This is a genomic window from Pseudoalteromonas luteoviolacea DSM 6061, from assembly GCF_001625655.1.
Lineage (GTDB): Bacteria > Pseudomonadota > Gammaproteobacteria > Enterobacterales > Alteromonadaceae > Pseudoalteromonas > Pseudoalteromonas luteoviolacea.
Map to the genome: position 1 here is coordinate 308246 of NZ_AUYB01000103.1, position 16435 is coordinate 324680.

The 16435-nt window shown below is 42.6% G+C and carries 21 protein-coding genes; 15 read left to right on the plus strand and 6 right to left on the minus strand.

All coding sequences use genetic code 11. The features are described 5' to 3' along the window. Nucleotides 1–63: 63 nt before the first annotated feature. Nucleotides 64–861, minus strand: a complete 798-nt coding sequence (locus tag N475_RS13210; protein WP_063355183.1) for a crotonase/enoyl-CoA hydratase family protein — start codon at nt 859–861, stop codon at nt 64–66. Between the two features lie 252 nt (nt 862–1113). Between N475_RS13210 and N475_RS13215 the strand changes: the two genes are divergently transcribed. Genes N475_RS13215 through N475_RS13225 form a run of 3 tightly spaced genes read left to right on the plus strand, consistent with a single transcriptional unit; the run spans nt 1114 to nt 2763 of the window. Then, nucleotides 1114–1434, plus strand: coding sequence for a DUF440 family protein (locus N475_RS13215; protein ID WP_063355182.1), 321 nt, complete (start codon nt 1114–1116; stop codon nt 1432–1434). A 24-nt stretch (nt 1435–1458) separates the two neighbouring features. Next, complete coding sequence (locus tag N475_RS13220) at nt 1459–2277, plus strand: DUF481 domain-containing protein (RefSeq protein WP_063355181.1); 819 nt, start codon at nt 1459–1461, stop codon at nt 2275–2277. A 6-nt stretch (nt 2278–2283) separates the two neighbouring features. After that, a complete protein-coding gene (locus N475_RS13225) occupies nt 2284–2763 on the plus strand; it encodes a hypothetical protein (protein WP_063355180.1) in 480 nt (159 codons plus the stop codon). Nucleotides 2764–2772: 9 nt separating this feature from the next. Here N475_RS13225 and N475_RS13230 read toward each other — a convergent pair whose 3' ends face one another. Then, nucleotides 2773–3258, minus strand: coding sequence for an FKBP-type peptidyl-prolyl cis-trans isomerase (locus tag N475_RS13230; RefSeq protein ID WP_063355179.1), 486 nt, complete (start codon nt 3256–3258; stop codon nt 2773–2775). Between the two features lie 10 nt (nt 3259–3268). After that, nucleotides 3269–4177, minus strand: a complete 909-nt coding sequence (gene ygfZ / locus N475_RS13235; RefSeq protein WP_063365407.1) for a CAF17-like 4Fe-4S cluster assembly/insertion protein YgfZ — start codon at nt 4175–4177, stop codon at nt 3269–3271. A gap of 234 nt (nt 4178–4411) precedes the next feature. On the opposite strand from ygfZ, the gene N475_RS13240 reads away from it, so the two are divergent. Continuing rightward, entirely contained in the window at nt 4412–4663 is a 252-nt protein-coding gene (locus tag N475_RS13240) for an FAD assembly factor SdhE (RefSeq protein ID WP_063355177.1), read from the plus strand. Beyond that, nucleotides 4644–5051, plus strand: coding sequence for a hypothetical protein (locus N475_RS13245; protein ID WP_063365408.1), 408 nt, complete (start codon nt 4644–4646; stop codon nt 5049–5051). The genes N475_RS13240 and N475_RS13245 overlap by 20 nt, the downstream gene beginning before the upstream one ends. 4 nt (nt 5052–5055) lie before the next feature. Here N475_RS13245 and nadB read toward each other — a convergent pair whose 3' ends face one another. Next, nucleotides 5056–6657: an L-aspartate oxidase gene (gene nadB, locus N475_RS13250; protein ID WP_063355175.1), complete on the minus strand. Its 1602-nt coding sequence runs from the start codon at nt 6655–6657 to the stop codon at nt 5056–5058. Between the two features lie 248 nt (nt 6658–6905). On the opposite strand from nadB, the gene rpoE reads away from it, so the two are divergent. The 10 genes from rpoE to pdxJ all read left to right on the plus strand — a co-directional run bounded on the left by rpoE (nt 6906) and on the right by pdxJ (nt 15345). Then, nucleotides 6906–7487, plus strand: a complete 582-nt coding sequence (gene rpoE, locus N475_RS13255) for an RNA polymerase sigma factor RpoE (RefSeq protein ID WP_063355174.1) — start codon at nt 6906–6908, stop codon at nt 7485–7487. Then, nucleotides 7488–8090, plus strand: coding sequence for a sigma-E factor negative regulatory protein (locus N475_RS13260; RefSeq protein ID WP_063365409.1), 603 nt, complete (start codon nt 7488–7490; stop codon nt 8088–8090). 6 nt (nt 8091–8096) lie between these two features. Next, on the plus strand, nt 8097–9047 hold the full coding sequence (locus N475_RS13265; RefSeq protein WP_063355172.1) for a MucB/RseB C-terminal domain-containing protein: 951 nt from the start codon (nt 8097–8099) through the stop codon (nt 9045–9047). Next, nucleotides 9044–9493 (plus strand): SoxR reducing system RseC family protein, encoded by a 450-nt coding sequence (locus tag N475_RS13270; RefSeq protein ID WP_063355171.1) that lies wholly within the window; start codon nt 9044–9046, stop codon nt 9491–9493. The genes N475_RS13265 and N475_RS13270 overlap by 4 nt, the downstream gene beginning before the upstream one ends. Before the next feature lie 67 nt (nt 9494–9560). After that, the gene (gene lepA, locus N475_RS13275; protein ID WP_063355170.1) at nt 9561–11348 is read left to right on the plus strand and encodes a translation elongation factor 4; all 1788 of its coding nucleotides are present in this window, start codon (nt 9561–9563) and stop codon (nt 11346–11348) included. A gap of 15 nt (nt 11349–11363) precedes the next feature. Next, nucleotides 11364–12299, plus strand: a complete 936-nt coding sequence (gene lepB, locus N475_RS13280) for a signal peptidase I (RefSeq protein WP_063365410.1) — start codon at nt 11364–11366, stop codon at nt 12297–12299. Nucleotides 12300–12301: 2 nt separating this feature from the next. Further along, nucleotides 12302–12979, plus strand: a complete 678-nt coding sequence (rnc, locus tag N475_RS13285) for a ribonuclease III (RefSeq protein ID WP_063355168.1) — start codon at nt 12302–12304, stop codon at nt 12977–12979. Continuing rightward, nucleotides 12969–13868, plus strand: a complete 900-nt coding sequence (era, locus tag N475_RS13290) for a GTPase Era (protein WP_063355167.1) — start codon at nt 12969–12971, stop codon at nt 13866–13868. The genes rnc and era overlap by 11 nt, the downstream gene beginning before the upstream one ends. Continuing rightward, entirely contained in the window at nt 13869–14606 is a 738-nt protein-coding gene (gene recO / locus N475_RS13295) for a DNA repair protein RecO (protein ID WP_063365411.1), read from the plus strand. A 4-nt stretch (nt 14607–14610) separates the two neighbouring features. After that, nucleotides 14611–15345, plus strand: coding sequence for a pyridoxine 5'-phosphate synthase (gene pdxJ / locus N475_RS13300; protein ID WP_063365412.1), 735 nt, complete (start codon nt 14611–14613; stop codon nt 15343–15345). A gap of 51 nt (nt 15346–15396) precedes the next feature. Here pdxJ and bcp read toward each other — a convergent pair whose 3' ends face one another. Both bcp and N475_RS13310 read right to left on the minus strand, forming a co-directional pair. After that, on the minus strand, nt 15397–15870 hold the full coding sequence (gene bcp / locus N475_RS13305; RefSeq protein WP_063355164.1) for a thioredoxin-dependent thiol peroxidase: 474 nt from the start codon (nt 15868–15870) through the stop codon (nt 15397–15399). A 9-nt stretch (nt 15871–15879) separates the two neighbouring features. After that, the gene (locus N475_RS13310; protein ID WP_063355163.1) at nt 15880–16413 is read right to left on the minus strand and encodes a glycine cleavage system transcriptional repressor; all 534 of its coding nucleotides are present in this window, start codon (nt 16411–16413) and stop codon (nt 15880–15882) included. Between the last annotated feature and the right edge of the window lie 22 nt (nt 16414–16435).

Here is a 16435-nt window from a genome sequence, read left to right on the forward strand (position 1 = left end):
AAACTTTAGAAGGTGCATTGGTTATTCAGCTATAGTTGTAATTCATGGATAGCAGTAGCAGTGTCACTGCCATTTAGCTCGATTGTTATATGCCTTAAACTCACTATCTTTTGCACCATTTTTCATTGCTATGCGTGTATTTTTAGAAGCGAGTAACCTGAGTTGGTACCATGTTTCACGCCATAGTAGTGTTCTAGATGGAGCATGAAATGCTTGATTATAAAGTAGCTTGATAGCAGCAAGTGCATCCGGTGAATGGTGGCTTAGCGAGTCAATATGTTGCATTATAAATGTGCTAGGATCATCGTCAATGGCAGTGAGCAAGCCGGCCTGAAACGCTGCTTTTGCATCGACACGTTGGGCTTCAAAAGCCAGCTTAAGGGCTTGATCTTGCCTTAAATAGCCAGGCACAACGATACTTGTTCCCATATCTGGACAAAGTCCCCAGCGAGACTCCATAATGGCAAACTGTGAGTTAGGCAGAGCGATTCTAAAGTCAGCTCCCAAAGCAATATGAAGACCACCGCCAAGGCAGTTGCCTTTAATTTCAGCGTACACAGGCACTGGCAATGTGCGCCAGCCTAATACAACTCTCTGCACTAAGTTTTGATTTCCCGGTAGGTATTTGAACAGCAATTTTACGATTTGCATTGGGTGCTTCATTACACTTTGCACGTCAAGGCCTGCGCAGAAGTGGCCGCCTGCACCTTGTATGATGACGGCGCGTATCTGGCGGTTTTTCCGAATCTCCTTAATAATGTTATCAAGTGATTGGAACATCATAAGCGTTAACGCATTTTGCTTATCGGGGCGAGAAAGTGTCACATATGCAATATGTTGGTGTACGTTAAAGTTTATCATAGCCAATCCTATAATCTTTTTGTTCTTTTAATGGTGTTGTATAGAGTTTTTACTCAATATTGCAGCAGAGACAAATGGGATTCAAGCAGATATTCATTGTTATTATCTGTTTAGCTTGTGTTCAGGTTAGCATTCTTTGCGCTAATTTCTGCACTTTGGCGTTAAATTTATTCAATACACCTGATACTTGTAGAAAATGAAATTGTGGTTTTGATATGATTAATATAATGAAAAATTTTTGGAGTTGAGTGTATGTCAGCGAGATTAAGCAGTGTAGAAGAAGTAACCCATCAGGCATACGATATTTTTCTGGAACTAGCACCAGACAACCTTTCCCAAGAAGACATTGATTTATTCAATGAACATCGCGAAGAGTTTGGCTTTATCGAAGAAAGTGATATCGATGATAGCTGGGAGACGATTGTTGCATTTGAGCAAGAAGCGGAGCGCGAACACTTTGTCCAAGTGATCATTGGAATTGAATTTGAAGATAGCGACGATGTATTTGCAAAAGTGCTGATTAGCCGTGATTTAGATGCACCATTTTGTCATGTGGTGTGGAAGCAACAATAAAGAGAAGTTTGTTTAGTGAAAAATATGAAGTTGCTCTTGTGCTTGCCCCTATTAGGAGTATGTATGAGAGTATATGCTGTAGACCCATTTGAAGATTTTCATAAATATGGGGAGTTGTCTGAGGAAGAAATCCATGAATTGCACAAAGGTGAATTCTTGTATGGAGATATTGAATTCGGATTTATAGCTAATAGTGGTAATACTAAAAACTCATCTTTTAAGCTACAAAGTAATCTTTATCAAGATTTTCAACACTGGCGGAATCAATTCAAACTCGATGGTCATTATGCCGATGAAGAAAACGCGGAGACAGGAGTGGATGATGAAACCGCCTCTCGTTACTTTTTATCGGCTCAGACGAGTTATAAATTCGGCGTTGATAACGAGTCATTTTTTCTCTATGGAGATTATGAAGTCGATGAGTTTAACGGCCGCGAATATACCACGACCTTTGCTCTGGGCTATGGCAATAGACTTTTTGAGGGACGAAAGAATACCGTTGACTTTACGGTAGGGCCAGGCATCTCCATGTATCGTGTTGAAAATGAAACTGAGCTTGAGCCCGGGCAAAAGAGAGTAGAACGTGGTGAGCTTTTGAGGTTATCCCTGCAATGGGAACGTAATGTTTCTAAACGAACGCGGTTTAACCAAGATTTCAGCTATGCACAATCTGTTTCTGGGCTTGGAGGGCGCGGATTTTCAGAAACCTCCTTGATTAGCCAAGTTATCGAAGGTTTGTCACTTAAGGTTTCTTACACTTATCGTTATAATTCCCAGCCTGAAGAAGACAAGCGCAAAGTAGATACCGAACTGGGCGTGACATTTGTATATAGTTTTGATTGAGGCAATATGTATCAGAAGACACAACTCGCTTGGGCGATCTGGGGTATTTTAGCGTGGCTTAGCACGTTTGTAGTAATGGGCTTGGTATTACTGGGCAATAACATCGGGGTGTTGGCCTTCGGTATTATTTTATTGCTAGTCGCTTTTGTGTTTTACGGCTTAACAATTAAAGTCGATAATGCTGATAAACAAATAAGCTGGTGGTTTGGCCCTGGTGTGGCGAAGAAAACACTCAACTTTGACGATATCGACGAAGTGAAAGCGGTAACAAACTCATTCAGTCATGGCATTGGAATGCGTATTTCTCACGATGGGTGGGTATATAGTGTATCTGGTTTTAAAGCGATTGAGGTGAGCATGAGCGATGGCACTAAGTATCGATTAGGTACCTCCGATCAGCACGGCTTACTTGAAGCACTTAAGAGTAAAGTAAAAGAACAAACGACTGAAAAAGACTCAAGTGAAGATGAAAAAAGCGCCCTATAGGCGCTTTTTTTAATGGTCGTGACCGCAACCGCCTTCACTGTGAACATGCCCATGAGCCAGCTCATCTTGTGTCGCAGCGCGCACATCCAAAATCTCAACATCAAAGTGTAAAGTAATTCCTGCAAGCGGGTGATTGCCATCTACGATCACTTCTTCATCTTCAACACCTATGACAATGACGGCCTGCTCACCCTCATCTGTGGTTGCACGAAATTGCATACCAACTTCGACGTCAATGCCTTCAAACATACTTTTTGGTACTGCCTGTGTGAGGTTATCGTTTCTTAAACCATATCCTTGCTCAGGTTCAACTGTAACGCTGACTTGGTCACCAGCTTGTTTGTCAATAAGTGCGTCTTCTAAGCCTTTAATTAGAAAGCCCGTTCCAATTATAAATTCAAGCGGCTCTTCATCAAACGTATTGTCGATGCTGTTTTGGTCGCCATCCAAAACAGAGTAATGCATTTTAACCACAGTATTTTGGGCAATTTTCATAGTCTTTCCGTTAATTATCTTCTATAGAGTAAGGCAGAGCCTTAATATGTAGCGTTACTGAATCGTTATCTTTAGGTCTCAATATCGCTGATTGCTGTAAATCGTTTGGCATTACGGCTAATGCATAATATTGCTGAGTGTTTGTATTGTACGCTTGATGTACTACTTTTCCCGCTCTACGCCAGTTGTCTTGCTCTAGCTGCATCTCGAGATCTTTTATATTTAACTGCTCAGCAGACTCACCAGTCACGATAAACATAGCGCGCTTGTTCTTTCCAAGGTAGCGCATGCGAGCGACCGTCTCCTGACCAGTATAGCAGCCCTTTTTGAAGCTAATGCCATTTAAAGCTTGTAGATTGACCATCTGTGGCACGTATTCATCAATGCCATTTTCATCTAGCTGAGGTTCACCGGCTAGAATACTGCTAATTTCGAACTCCGTTGGATCTTCTTCCAACGTTAAGCCTGCAGGTAGGCTTTGCCCTGTTTCTAAAATAAGAATTAAGCGAGTGTGGTCCAGCTTTAAAGCTTTACCATTACCAAAATCACAAGCGTTGTCTTGGTCAGAGAATTGAAGTGATAGTGAAGCACAAACTTGTTCTATGTCATCGCTCAGAATGCCAACACAGTAATGCTCTGACATTGTGATATCGACTTTGGCAAAGACACCGTACTTATTGAGCTCGCGCAGTGAAGCTTCTGCTTCTGGTCTTGACCCAAGTAAGAAGTAATTATCACCTTGTGAAAAAACCCTCATTGTGGACCAAAGTTTGCCTTTAGGGGTGCAATGTCCAGTCCACAAGAAATTATTATTTTTAACGAGGTTGATGTCTTGTGTAACCTGACCGTGAAGGTAGCTGAGTTTGTCAGGTCCTGATATTGAGAGCAGTTTTAAAGGGAGTTGATATGCTTTGGCCATCTTACTGATCCTGAGAATTTAATTTGCGATATGTTACCTGATAAATGGGGGGTGAGATAGGCAAAAGCAAGATCAAATGACAACTATTCTTAATACTGACGAAGTTGTGCCCAAATATACCACCGACAAAAATGATCGCAGTCAAACAAAGGCATATAGAATTTTCAAGCACTTCAAGTATCGGTTATAATGAGAGCGTATTCGATTAATTAAGACAAGAGGTACGCCGGTAATATGGCCCAATTGTATCCTAAAGCACGTATAAAGTGGGCATGTCGCCGTGGCATGTTAGAGCTTGATGTATTGCTAGAACCATTTGTAGAAGAAGCATATGATCAGCTTAGTGACGATGACAAAATGATTTTTCAGCGCCTGTTGGAAGTAGAAGACCCCGATTTATTTGCGTGGTTTATGGGGCACGAAAAATGCCCTCATGCCGATTTAGGTCAGATGGTGCAATTTATCCTTGACCGAGTTCGCGTATAGTATTGAATTTAGTAAAAATCTCCCAGACCACAAGCTGATTGTGGTCTTCTTTTTGTGCCTGTGGTTTGTTCTATTTTTACTTGTACCCAATTTGTGGTGGCTGAGTGCGACTCTTTGTAGTCTTGCGTTGATAGATGCGAAGCAACGCCTGATCAATATTATGCCCGTTACTGGAGTGGTATTAATTCAAGAGAATGAATCTTGGTTACAGCTCAACGGCCCGATATTAGACTTGCAGGGCGATCTGACCTCAGCACACAGGTATGCAAATTGGCTCGTGATTACTATACGAACTGAAAAGGGTACTAGGCGTTTAGCTTTTATCGCCAGTGCAATGGACAAAGTGAGTTGGTCTCACTTAAATCGCATTGCACTATCAAATCACTAAGTGACTATTTATTTGGCTCAAGCACTGTAGGTTTCGGGTTTTGTTTTTGCTCTGGGAAGTCAATTGTGTAATGCAATCCTCGACTTTCAGGTCTTGCAAGTGCACTTCTAATGATCAGCTCAGCCACTTGTACCAAATTACGCAGCTCAAGTAAGTTGTTACTTACCCTAAAGTTTGCGTAATATTCTTGAATTTCTTGTTGAAGTAACTCAACACGCCTTAAAGCGCGTTCTAGCCTTTTTGTCGAACGGACAATGCCCACATAATCCCACATAAACAGCCTCAGCTCGTGCCAGTTATGGGTAATTACAACTTCTTCATCTGAATCACTGACTTGGCTCTCATCCCAAGGTGTTAATCCTTGAAGGGGAGGTTGTGAGTTAATGTGAGCAAGAATATCATGCGCTGCAGCATGGGCAAAAACGATACATTCGAGCAAAGAGTTACTCGCCATTCGGTTAGCACCGTGAAGGCCCGTGTATGCTACTTCGCCAACTGCATAAAGGTTATTGATGTCTGTTTTGCCGTTAAAATCGGTCATGACACCACCGCACGTATAATGCGCTGCTGGCACTACGGGTATTGGCTCTTTGGTAATATCCAGCCCTACACTCAGGCACTTAGCATAAATGGTAGGAAAGTGCTCAATGATGAAATCTTTATTCTTATGGGAAATATCAAGGTAAACGCAATTGGCGCCTAAGCGCTTCATTTCATAGTCGATTGCTCTGGCAACGACGTCACGAGGGGCGAGCTCTTCTCGCTCATCGAAATCAGGCATAAAGCGCGTTCCGTCGGGGCGTTTTAAATGTGCGCCTTCGCCACGCATGGCTTCTGTAATGAGAAAATTTTGCAGCTCAGGGTGGTACAAACTAGTCGGATGGAATTGATTGAACTCCATGTTTGCTACACGACATCCAGCACGCCATGCCATGGCGATTCCGTCACCACTTGAAACATCAGGGTTTGACGTATACAGATAAACTTTACTTGCTCCCCCAGTTGCCAGTGCAACGAATTTCGCTGCAATTGACTCTACGCAGTTTTGCTTACGATTATAAACATACAAGCCCTTAACCCGTTTAGAGTCAGTATTTTTTTCTGTGATTAAATCAATGGCATTGTACTGTTCGAGTACCAAAATATTGGGGTTCTCAAGTACTCGCTCTACCAATGTTGTTTGTACAGCTTTACCTGTTGCGTCGGCTGCGTGAAGAATACGCCTGTGGCTATGCCCGCCTTCTCTTGTAAGGTGGTACCGCTCTTTACCTTTGCTATCAAACTCCATATCAAATGGGACGCCTTGCTCGATAAGCCATTTTAAACACTTCTTAGCATTGGAAGCGGTGTAATGAACCGCTTCTCTATCACATAACCCGCCACCGGCCGCTAGAGTGTCCTCAACATGAGACTCAATGCTGTCATTTTTCTTATCGAAAACCGCGGCAATTCCGCCTTGCGCATAAAGGGTTGAGCCTTCTTTTAAATCTCCTTTACTGATAACAGTGACTTGGCAATGATTAGCCAAAGAAAGAGCTAGGCTGAGTCCGGCGGCGCCGCTACCGATAATAATAACATCAGTCTGATGTTGCATTTTTTTCTTCATGTTAGTGGTTCTTAGCTTTTAAAGTTTTATAACAACTACAATGTGAACTATCATCATATATCAATAACGCGAGCTTTATTAGCGTTAAAAATAGAAGTTGTATATCGTCTAGGACGAAGTAATACGTACTATTTTAAAAAAAATATTAAAAAAACAGAACTTTTTATTCATGGTGCAGTCAGACTAGCTGTAAAATGATGGCAACAATGCGCAAAAATAAGTAATAACAAAGAGGAGTACCGGCTCGAATGAACGAGCAGGATTTGGATTTAGAATTAGTTAGAAAAGTTCAGCAAGGAGATAAAAACGCCTTCAACCTACTGGTTGCCAAATATCAAAATAAGGTAGCGGCGTTGATATCTCGTTATGTATCTAACTCAGGTGATGTTGCCGATGTGGCACAAGAGGCATTTATTAAAGCGTACAGGGCTTTACCCAACTTTCGCGGAGACAGTGCTTTTTATACCTGGTTATACAGAATCGCGGTTAACTGCTCTAAGAATTATTTGGTATCTCAGGGCCGAAAGGCGCCTGCAAGTGATATCGATGCTGAGGAGGCGGAAGCTTATGATGGTGCGGAGCAATTACGTTCAAATGCGTCACCAGAAAGCCTACTTCTTAGCGACGAAATCAAAGCTGTAATTTTTCGTACGATTGAAGAATTGCCCGATGACCTAAAAACAGCAATTACTTTGCGAGAGATTGAAGGTATGAGCTATGAGGAAATTGCCGTGATTATGGAATGTCCAGTTGGCACGGTGAGGTCTCGTATATTTAGGGCTCGAGAAGCTATAGATAAAAATATTAACCCACTCATAGGTAAAAATTAAATGACGCAGTCAAAGTTTAATGTGAGCAATGAAGAAGTGACGTCGGAGATTTTAGACGGGGAATGTGCATTAAATGGGCGTAACCAGGCACACCTTGATGCTCAAAAGTTCGCGCACTATGCACTTATAGGCGATGTAATGCGCCAAAAGGAGCAGACGACACCTTGCATTGATATCACTTCAAGCGTAGCTGCAGCACTTGCTGATGAGCCAGTTTACAACATGACTGACACTGCAACAGAAAAACAAAAAGAAGACAATAAAGTGGTGCAAATGTCTTTCTGGCGTCGTCCTATATCGCAAGTAGCAATTGCTGCTAGTGTTGCTTTATGTACTGTTGTTGGTGTCAACAATTTCATGCCACAAAATTCGGTAGATACACACTCACCTGTGTTACAATCTACGCCTTTAACAGGTTCTGTTGCTCCTGTAAGTTTTTCTTCAGAACAACCTGCTTTGCAATCAGCGGAGCAAGGCTTGAGAGAATTACAGAAGCAGCGCATCGGTGCCTTAGTACTTGAGCATCAACGCCAGACTCGAATGGCGCATGCACTTTCGCAAAATACAGCTCAAGCAGAAAAGGATCAGCAAGAGGAAAAATAAACCTTGATGAAATGGCTCTCGGTAGTACTGAGTTTGTTTGTAACGGCTCAGGTTTATGCCAACGAAACGATTAACGCGAGGCAGCTGCTTAAAGACATGTCTTTGGCAGTGCAGGAGCGTAACTTCGACGCTTCGTTCGTAGTTGTAAAGGGAAAAGGCATGGAACCTTATAGATGGATCCATGGCCAAGTAGAGCAGACTGACCTAGAAATTTTAACACTGTTAAATGGTGCTGGGCTTGAGGTAGTGCGTGTAGACGATGTCGTCACCTATTTTGAGCCCCAAACGGATCCATACTCAGTCAATACCGACGCCATTGCCGGTCCCATTCCTGAGGTATTGCTACGAAACATTGACGCGCTTAATGAAAGCTATGAGTTTGTTTTGGGTGGAAAAGAACGTATTGCAGGAAGACCTGCACAGCTCGTTCGGCTTGTCGCTAAAGATGAAAATAAATATAACTATTGGCTGTGGGTTGATCTTCAGTCAGCACTTCTACTAAAAGCGGCGTATGTTAATCAGCGTTCAGAAGTGCTGGAACAATTACAGTTGACGCACATAAGTGTCACTGAGCAGCCTGCAAATCAGTTATTAGAGCTTCACGAGCGCACGTTTCCTAAACCTGCGCCAAGCAAAGAACTTAAAGCACAAGCTAAGCAACAGAACAATTGGCAAATAGCTTGGTTACCTAAAGGGTTTAAACTCCTCAAGTCAGACAGACACAAGCTAGATTTGAACAATGAGTTGGCTGACTACTTTCTATTTTCAGATGGTTTAGTCGAGGTTTCGGTATTCGTTCAAAGACCCCTTACAGGGCAAAGAGCTAGCGGTGCTTTGACGTCCGGAGCAACAACAGTCTATGTGCACAATGCAGGTGCCTACGATGTTTCTGTTGTTGGTAAGGTGCCCGTTGACACTGCAAAGTCAATCGCTGAATCTGTTAAGCGTGCTCTATGATTGAGCAAACACTGACTGTCTCAGAGCTTAAAAGCAATATGGCATGGCTGGTGGCAGAACAGAAGCCAGCCTGTGAGGGGTGTAATGGCAAATGCGGCTCTCAAGTATTTAGTAAACTTTTTGGAACGCATAAGAAAGCGTTCCCAGTTCCTATCACAGAACCACTTCAGGTTGGGCAAAAAGTGAAACTCGCACTTGATGATAGTCAAGTCGTGCAGCATGCCCTTTGGGTATACTTGTTGCCCCTCATTATGGCATTCGTTGGTATGTTCAGCGCGTTGCTTTTATTCTCACTTCCTGAAATCGGGCAAATAGCCAGCGCAGTGATTTTTGCGTTTTTGGGCTTTTTCATCGCCAAAAAAAAAGGCCAAAGCCTCAAACACGACGTAAAAGTGATAAAAATTTATCCAATTAGCCTTCCAGTAACGCAAATAGATGGTGATTAACTCAAATAAATTGTAAAATCGGCGTTTAATCTCTATTTGTGAATAACAGAAGTTTAGAATCCAGTATATGAAGCATATCCGTAACTTTTCAATTATAGCCCATATAGATCATGGAAAATCGACACTTTCGGACCGCTTAATCCAGGTATGCGGTGGCTTGTCAGACCGCGAAATGCAGCAGCAAGTACTGGATTCAATGGAACTTGAGCGTGAGCGTGGTATTACGATCAAGGCGCAAAGTGTAACCCTGAACTATAAAGCGCAAGATGGCGAAACTTATCAGTTAAACTTTATCGACACACCAGGACACGTTGACTTCACTTATGAAGTATCCCGTTCTTTGGCTGCCTGTGAAGGTGCATTATTAGTTGTCGATGCCGGACAAGGTGTAGAGGCGCAAACGCTTGCTAACTGTTACACAGCAATTGAAATGGACTTAGAAGTCGTTCCAATTCTGAATAAGATTGACTTACCACAGGCAGATCCGCTGCGCGTTGCAGAAGAAATCGAAGAAATTGTTGGTATTGATGCGCTAGAGGCGGTTCAGTGTAGTGCGAAGACCGGTATTGGTATTGATGCCGTTCTTGAAGAGATTGTAAAGGAGATCCCACCGCCAGAGGGCGATGTGAATAAACCTCTGCAAGCTTTGATCATCGATTCATGGTTTGACCCTTACCAAGGGGTTGTATCACTTGTACGCATTAAGCACGGTCAACTACGTAAAGGTGAAAAAATCAAGATTATGTCTACGGATCAAGTTCATATCGTAGATAAAATTGGTATTTTCACGCCTAAACAAACCGACACGGGTGCACTAACGAGTGGTGAAGTTGGCTTTATCATCGCAGGTATTAAAGACATCCATGGTGCACCAGTTGGTGATACGATAACCCTTGCAAAAACGCCTGCAGAAGAAACACTGCCGGGCTTCCAGAAAGTGAAGCCGCAAGTTTATGCAGGTATGTTCCCGATTTCTTCAGATGATTATGAAAACTTCCGTGATGCACTGAATAAACTGAGCTTGAACGACGCATCTTTGTTCTTCGAGCCTGAAAACTCGACGGCATTGGGTTTTGGTTTCCGTTGTGGCTTCTTGGGTATGCTACATATGGAAATTATCCAAGAGCGTTTAGAGCGTGAATATGACATGGACCTTATCACCACTGCGCCAACCGTGGTCTATGAAGTTGAAACCAAAGATGGTGTTATTCAAATCGATAACCCGTCTGATTTACCACCGGTTAATGACATTTTAGAGATCAGAGAGCCGATTGTAGAAGCCAATATCTTGGTACCACAAGAGTACTTAGGTAATGTGATTACCTTGTGCATTGAGAAACGTGGTGTACAAACTAAGATGAGTTACCATGGTAATCAGGTTGCGGTCACTTATGAATTACCTATGGCTGAAGTGGTAATGGATTTCTTTGATAAATTGAAATCGACTAGCCGTGGTTTTGCATCATTAGATTACAATTTCAAGCGTTTCCAAGTATCTGACATGGTACGCTGTGACATTCTGATTAACGGTGATAGAGTCGACGCTTTGGCAATCATCGTTCACCGCGATAACTCTCAGAGCCGTGGCCGTCAATTGGCAGAAGCTTTAAGAGAGCTTATTCCAAGACAAATGTTCGATATTGCTATTCAAGCTGCAATTGGTAATCATGTAATAGCGCGTTCTACTGTTAAGCAGTTACGTAAAAACGTAATCGCCAAGTGTTATGGTGGTGACGTGAGTCGTAAGAAAAAGCTATTACAGAAGCAAAAAGAAGGTAAGAAACGTATGAAGCAGTTAGGTAATGTTGAAGTACCTCAAGATGCGTTCCTTGCGATATTAAAAGTAGGTAAGTAACAGGAATTATTATTTATGGCAGGTTATTTTTCGGTCTTTCTCGTGCTGTTGACTTTGGGATCGGGCCTGATCTGGTTAATAGATCACTTAGTTTATGCACCAAAGCGTAAGGAGCGTATCGCGCTTGCCCAAGGAGCTTCAGAGCAACCACTTGATCAAGAAGTTATTGATCAAATTGCGCCAGTGCCTGCCATAACTGATAGTGCGAAGTCTATTTTTCCAATGATTGCGGCGATCACGGTATTTAGGTCGTTTATCTTCGAGCCTTTTCAAATTCCGTCGGGCTCAATGATGCCAACATTGTTGGATGGAGACTTCATTCTCGTTCAAAAATACGCATATGGTATTAAAGACCCCGTTTGGCGTTCTCAACTTGTTGAAGTTGAAGATCCAAAACGTGGTGACATTGCCGTATTTAAGTTCCCTTTGGACGAACGTATTGACTTTATCAAGCGTATTGTCGGTTTGCCAGGAGACCGTATAGTCTACCGTAACCGCCAACTTTTCATTAATCCAAAATGTGAAGAGGGTGAGCAAAACCGAGATGGGTTGGTGTGTGGTGAATTCAATAAGATTGACGTAGAGATTGTGAATCGAGATGAGTTTAAGCAAGGCTCCATGCCACTAGTACGTTTGACAGAATCTTTACCAGATGTTGAGCACGACATTTTAATTAATCCGAAAGCTTTAGAATTGTCAGAGCGTTATTACCAGCAAGCTGGAACGCGCCGAGACGAATGGGTCGTACCAGAAAACAGCTATTTCGCCATGGGCGATAACCGAAACAACAGCCAAGATAGCCGTATGTGGGGCTTTGTTCCTAAAGAGAACTTAGTAGGTAAAGCTGTATTCATCTGGATGAGTTTTGATTTTGAGAATGGCCCAGACAGCTTATTGCCAAGCTGGGTTCCAACAGGGGTTCGTTTTGAACGCCTAGGTAATATTCAGTAACAATGAAAAAGAACGTCACAGAATTATATAAAAAAATCGGCTACGAGTTCGCTGATCAAGGTTTGCTAGAGCAAGCCATGACTCATCGTAGCCATAAAGGTCAACATAACGAGCGCCTAGAATTTCTAGGCGATTCTATTTTAAGCTTTGTCATCGCTGATGCGTTGTATCATAAGTTTCCTAAAGCGAGAGAGGGCGATTTAAGCCGAATGCGCTCAACGCTTGTTCGAGGTCAAACACTCGCTGAGTTTGGCGTTGAATTTGGTTTGGGAGACTACTTACGCCTAGGCCCAGGTGAGCTTAAAAGCGGTGGTTACCGCCGTGAATCTACTTTGGCAGATGCTGTGGAAGCGATTATTGGCGCGGTGTTTTTAGACTCAGACATCGAGACCTGTAAGACGCTTGTATTACAGTGGTATCAAAGCCGTTTAGAAGCTATTTCGCCAGGGCATAATCAAAAAGATCCAAAAACTCTGTTACAAGAGTATTTACAAGCGAGAAAGTTGCCTTTACCTGCTTATCAAGTGATTGATACTAAGGGGCAGGCGCATAACCAGACATTCACGGTGGAGTGCTCTGTTAAAGGGATGGATAGTATTATCTCTGTCGGTAGCTCACGTCGTAAGGCTGAGCAAAAAGCCGCTGAACAAGCATTGAAGATTTTAAAAGATGAATCCTAATACCCATTGCGGCATGGTGGCCATTGTTGGCCGCCCCAATGTCGGCAAATCGACGCTGTTGAACAAAATTGTTGAACAAAAAGTGAGTATCACGTCTCGCAAGCCTCAGACGACCAGGCACCGTATTATGGGGATCCATACGGAAGACAACTACCAAGCTGTCTATGTGGATACACCTGGATTACATATTGAAGAAAAGCGCGCTATAAACCGACTTATGAACAGAGCTGCTAGTAGCTCTATCGGCGATGTGGAGTTAATTATTTTCGTGGTCGAGGGGACATTGTGGAACCAAGATGACGAGATGGTACTAAACAAGGTCAAAGAAAGCGGTCGTCCAGTATTGGTTGTGATGAACAAGAGCGACCAAGTAAAAGACAAAGAGGCCATTTTGCATCATATGCAGTGGTTGAGTGAACAACACGAGTTTATTGGCATCGTACCTGTGTCGGCAAAAATCGGCAAGAACATCGATATGGTAAAAGAGGAAGTCAAAAGCCGCCTACCAGAGTGCGAGTTTTACTTCCCTGATGACTATGTGACTGACCGTTCTATGCGCTTTTTGGCGGCAGAGATTGTACGTGAAAAGCTAATGCGTTTTATGGGGGACGAGCTACCTTATTCGGTGACTGTAGAGATTGAACAGTTTAAATGGCAAGACAATGGTGTTTGGCAAATCAACGCATTAATACTTGTTGAAAGACAATCTCAAAAGCGCATGGTTATCGGTAACAAGGGCGAAAAGCTTAAAGTGATCGGCCGAGAAGCGCGGAAAGACTTAGAAGACATGCTGGATAACAAGGTTTTCTTAGAGCTTTGGGTGAAAGTGAAGTCTGGCTGGGCTGATGATGAGCGTGCTCTTCGCAGTTTAGGCTACGGAGAAGATTGATTGGATAGCGACTTTCGGCAAGCATATTTGCTACATCGGCGACCCTACAGAGATTCGCAAGTGATGTTAAATATGCTGGTCGAAGGCATCGGCCAGCTTTCCATGGTGGCTCGTATCAAAGGGAAAAGAGCACTTAGACAAAATGCTTCTTTGCAACCTTTTACATGCTTACTGGTTAGATTTGCTGGTAAGTATGATTTGAAATACTTGAATGATTTTGAGATACATTCGCCACCTTTTCTGTTTAAAGGTATTCACCTTTACTGCGGCTTCTATCTGAATGAGCTATCTCATAGAATTATCCCAACCAATGAACCGTTAGATCACGCATTCGAGTTATATCAAACCTACCTAAAACAACTGTATACAGCCAATCAATCAGTGGTAAACTCGGATCAACATGATAAAGCATCCGTAAGTGAACGAATCGAAGTAATACTTCGTAACTATGAGTTTCAACTGCTGTGTGAATTGGGCTTTGGTATTGAGTTTGATTACGACGCATTTGGTGAGCCAATTGAAGCGTCACGATATTATCAGTTTGTGCGTGAAGTGGGGTTTTGCCCCAGTGAAGATATTCAACGTAGTTTTTCTGGCAGTACACTCCTTTCTATTGCTCAAGGCGAATACCAATCGCAGACAGCCAGAAGGCAGGCTAAAGCACTGAGCCGCTATTTATTAAAACCACTGCTTGGAAGTAAGCCACTTAAAAGCAGAGAATTATTTCAACCAAGGTAGAATAATGAAAGATATTTTATTGGGTGTTAACGTAGATCATATTGCCACACTTAGACAAGCTCGTGGTACTAGCTATCCAGATCCGGCACATGCAGCCGCTGTGGCTGAACATGCTGGCGCAGACGGCATAACGATTCATTTACGTGAAGATCGCCGCCATATTCAAGACCGAGACGTATATGTGATGGCTAAAACAATTCAAACCCGTATGAATCTGGAGATTGCAGTAACAGACGAAATGCTGGATATCGCGGTTGAGGTAAAGCCTGAATACGTTTGTCTTGTACCAGAGAAGCGCGAAGAGCTCACTACAGAAGGTGGCTTGGACGTTGTGGGGAATCAACAAAAAGTAACAGAGGCTGTGCAGAAACTTGCAGACGCAGGCATTAAGGTGTCTTTGTTTATAGATGCTGATAAAGCGCAGATTGATGCGGCAAAAGCGGCTGGTGCGCCTTACATTGAAATTCACACCGGCGCGTATGCAGATGCGCATTCAGAGAGTGAACAAAATGCTGAACTTGAGCGCATACGTGAAGGTGTGCAGTACGCTCACGGACTAGGTATTATTGTTAATGCTGGGCACGGCCTACATTATCACAATATCAAACCTATCGCAGAAATGCCTGAGATATATGAGCTAAACATTGGCCATGCCATTATTGCTAGAGCTGCGATTGATGGTTTGGAGAAAGCTGTTAGGGATATGAAACGTTTGATGCTTGAAGCGCGTCAAGCATAGTTTTACAGCTAACTTAATAAAAACCCCAGCTAGTTGGCTGGGGTTTTTTATTTATGCTTGTTCAGCTAAATAGTCGATGACTACTTGGTGGTGTTCTTTAGTTTTGAACTTATTGAACACATGCTTTACTTTACCGTCTTGTCCAACCAAGAAACTGATGCGATGAATACCATCGTATTCTTTACCCATAAACTTCTTTAAACCCCAAACGCCAAATGCATCTGCGATTGCATGATCTTCGTCTGAGAGTAAGTCAAAGTTCAATTCTTTTTTTGTTTCGAAGTTTTTTAATTTTTTCACAGGATCAGGGCTAATACCCACAGCAACCGTATTGTATTGCGCAAGTTGCTCTTTATGGTCACGCAGTTGTTCCGCCTGAACTGTACACCCAGGGGTTAATGCTTTCGGGTAAAAATAGACTAAAACCTGGTTTTCGCTGAGTAGGTTACTTAGCTCTATAGTTTCACCATTTTGATTTTCAAGATTAAAACTAGGTGCGTTATCACCTGCTTGTAATGTATTCATTTATGATCCTTAGCGAATGCGTCTGAAAACATAGTGTACGTTTGAAATACCAGAAAGTTCTTCAAACTTTTCTTTAAATTGATCAAAGTCTAATTCGCAAGGCGTATTAAACTCCAATAAGCAACTCATGTGCATTTCGCCTTGTTCTTCAAAGGTATCAGATTTCAAAGAGCAAATGCTCATTTTCTGCTCCGCAAAAAAACGTGTCACGCGGCTGAGCGTACCTTGAGTATCAAGGCCAGAGTATTCTAATGTGTATCCAGCACCAAATTCATTTTCAGTGTGTCTAGAAGTACGTTTCATCATCGTCAACAAGCCGAGTTCTACACTTTTTACTGGTAGCGTATGTTCTACGCGACTAATTGCGGCCATATCGCCAGAAAGCAACATGATGAAAGTAAATTCGTTGCCCAAAATTGCAATTCGGCTATCAATGATGTTGCAGTTACATTCACTCACTAATTGTGTGAGTTCGCTTACTATACCGGATCTATCTTCCCCGATAGCAGTTAAAACAAGTTGATGTGAGGTAAAAGTAGTCATTCCGACATCCTAGTGAGCCTTT

What these genes read in the sequence shown, in the direction of transcription:
- era (WP_063355167.1), top strand. Translation starts at nt 12,969, where the DNA reads ATGAATCCTAATACCCATTGCGGCATGGTGGCCATTGTTGGCCGCCCC.
- N475_RS13260 (WP_063365409.1), top strand. Translation starts at nt 7,488, where the DNA reads ATGACGCAGTCAAAGTTTAATGTGAGCAATGAAGAAGTGACGTCGGAG.
- N475_RS13240 (WP_063355177.1), top strand. Translation starts at nt 4,412, where the DNA reads ATGGCCCAATTGTATCCTAAAGCACGTATAAAGTGGGCATGTCGCCGT.
- N475_RS13210 (WP_063355183.1), bottom strand. Translation starts at nt 861, where the DNA reads ATGATAAACTTTAACGTACACCAACATATTGCATATGTGACACTTTCT.
- lepB (WP_063365410.1), top strand. Translation starts at nt 11,364, where the DNA reads ATGGCAGGTTATTTTTCGGTCTTTCTCGTGCTGTTGACTTTGGGATCG.
- N475_RS13265 (WP_063355172.1), top strand. Translation starts at nt 8,097, where the DNA reads ATGAAATGGCTCTCGGTAGTACTGAGTTTGTTTGTAACGGCTCAGGTT.
- pdxJ (WP_063365412.1), top strand. Translation starts at nt 14,611, where the DNA reads ATGAAAGATATTTTATTGGGTGTTAACGTAGATCATATTGCCACACTT.
- lepA (WP_063355170.1), top strand. Translation starts at nt 9,561, where the DNA reads ATGAAGCATATCCGTAACTTTTCAATTATAGCCCATATAGATCATGGA.
- rnc (WP_063355168.1), top strand. Translation starts at nt 12,302, where the DNA reads ATGAAAAAGAACGTCACAGAATTATATAAAAAAATCGGCTACGAGTTC.
- rpoE (WP_063355174.1), top strand. Translation starts at nt 6,906, where the DNA reads ATGAACGAGCAGGATTTGGATTTAGAATTAGTTAGAAAAGTTCAGCAA.
- N475_RS13215 (WP_063355182.1), top strand. Translation starts at nt 1,114, where the DNA reads ATGTCAGCGAGATTAAGCAGTGTAGAAGAAGTAACCCATCAGGCATAC.
- nadB (WP_063355175.1), bottom strand. Translation starts at nt 6,657, where the DNA reads ATGAAGAAAAAAATGCAACATCAGACTGATGTTATTATTATCGGTAGC.
- N475_RS13230 (WP_063355179.1), bottom strand. Translation starts at nt 3,258, where the DNA reads ATGAAAATTGCCCAAAATACTGTGGTTAAAATGCATTACTCTGTTTTG.
- N475_RS13225 (WP_063355180.1), top strand. Translation starts at nt 2,284, where the DNA reads ATGTATCAGAAGACACAACTCGCTTGGGCGATCTGGGGTATTTTAGCG.
- N475_RS13270 (WP_063355171.1), top strand. Translation starts at nt 9,044, where the DNA reads ATGATTGAGCAAACACTGACTGTCTCAGAGCTTAAAAGCAATATGGCA.
- ygfZ (WP_063365407.1), bottom strand. Translation starts at nt 4,177, where the DNA reads ATGGCCAAAGCATATCAACTCCCTTTAAAACTGCTCTCAATATCAGGA.
- bcp (WP_063355164.1), bottom strand. Translation starts at nt 15,870, where the DNA reads ATGAATACATTACAAGCAGGTGATAACGCACCTAGTTTTAATCTTGAA.
- N475_RS13310 (WP_063355163.1), bottom strand. Translation starts at nt 16,413, where the DNA reads ATGACTACTTTTACCTCACATCAACTTGTTTTAACTGCTATCGGGGAA.
- N475_RS13220 (WP_063355181.1), top strand. Translation starts at nt 1,459, where the DNA reads ATGAAGTTGCTCTTGTGCTTGCCCCTATTAGGAGTATGTATGAGAGTA.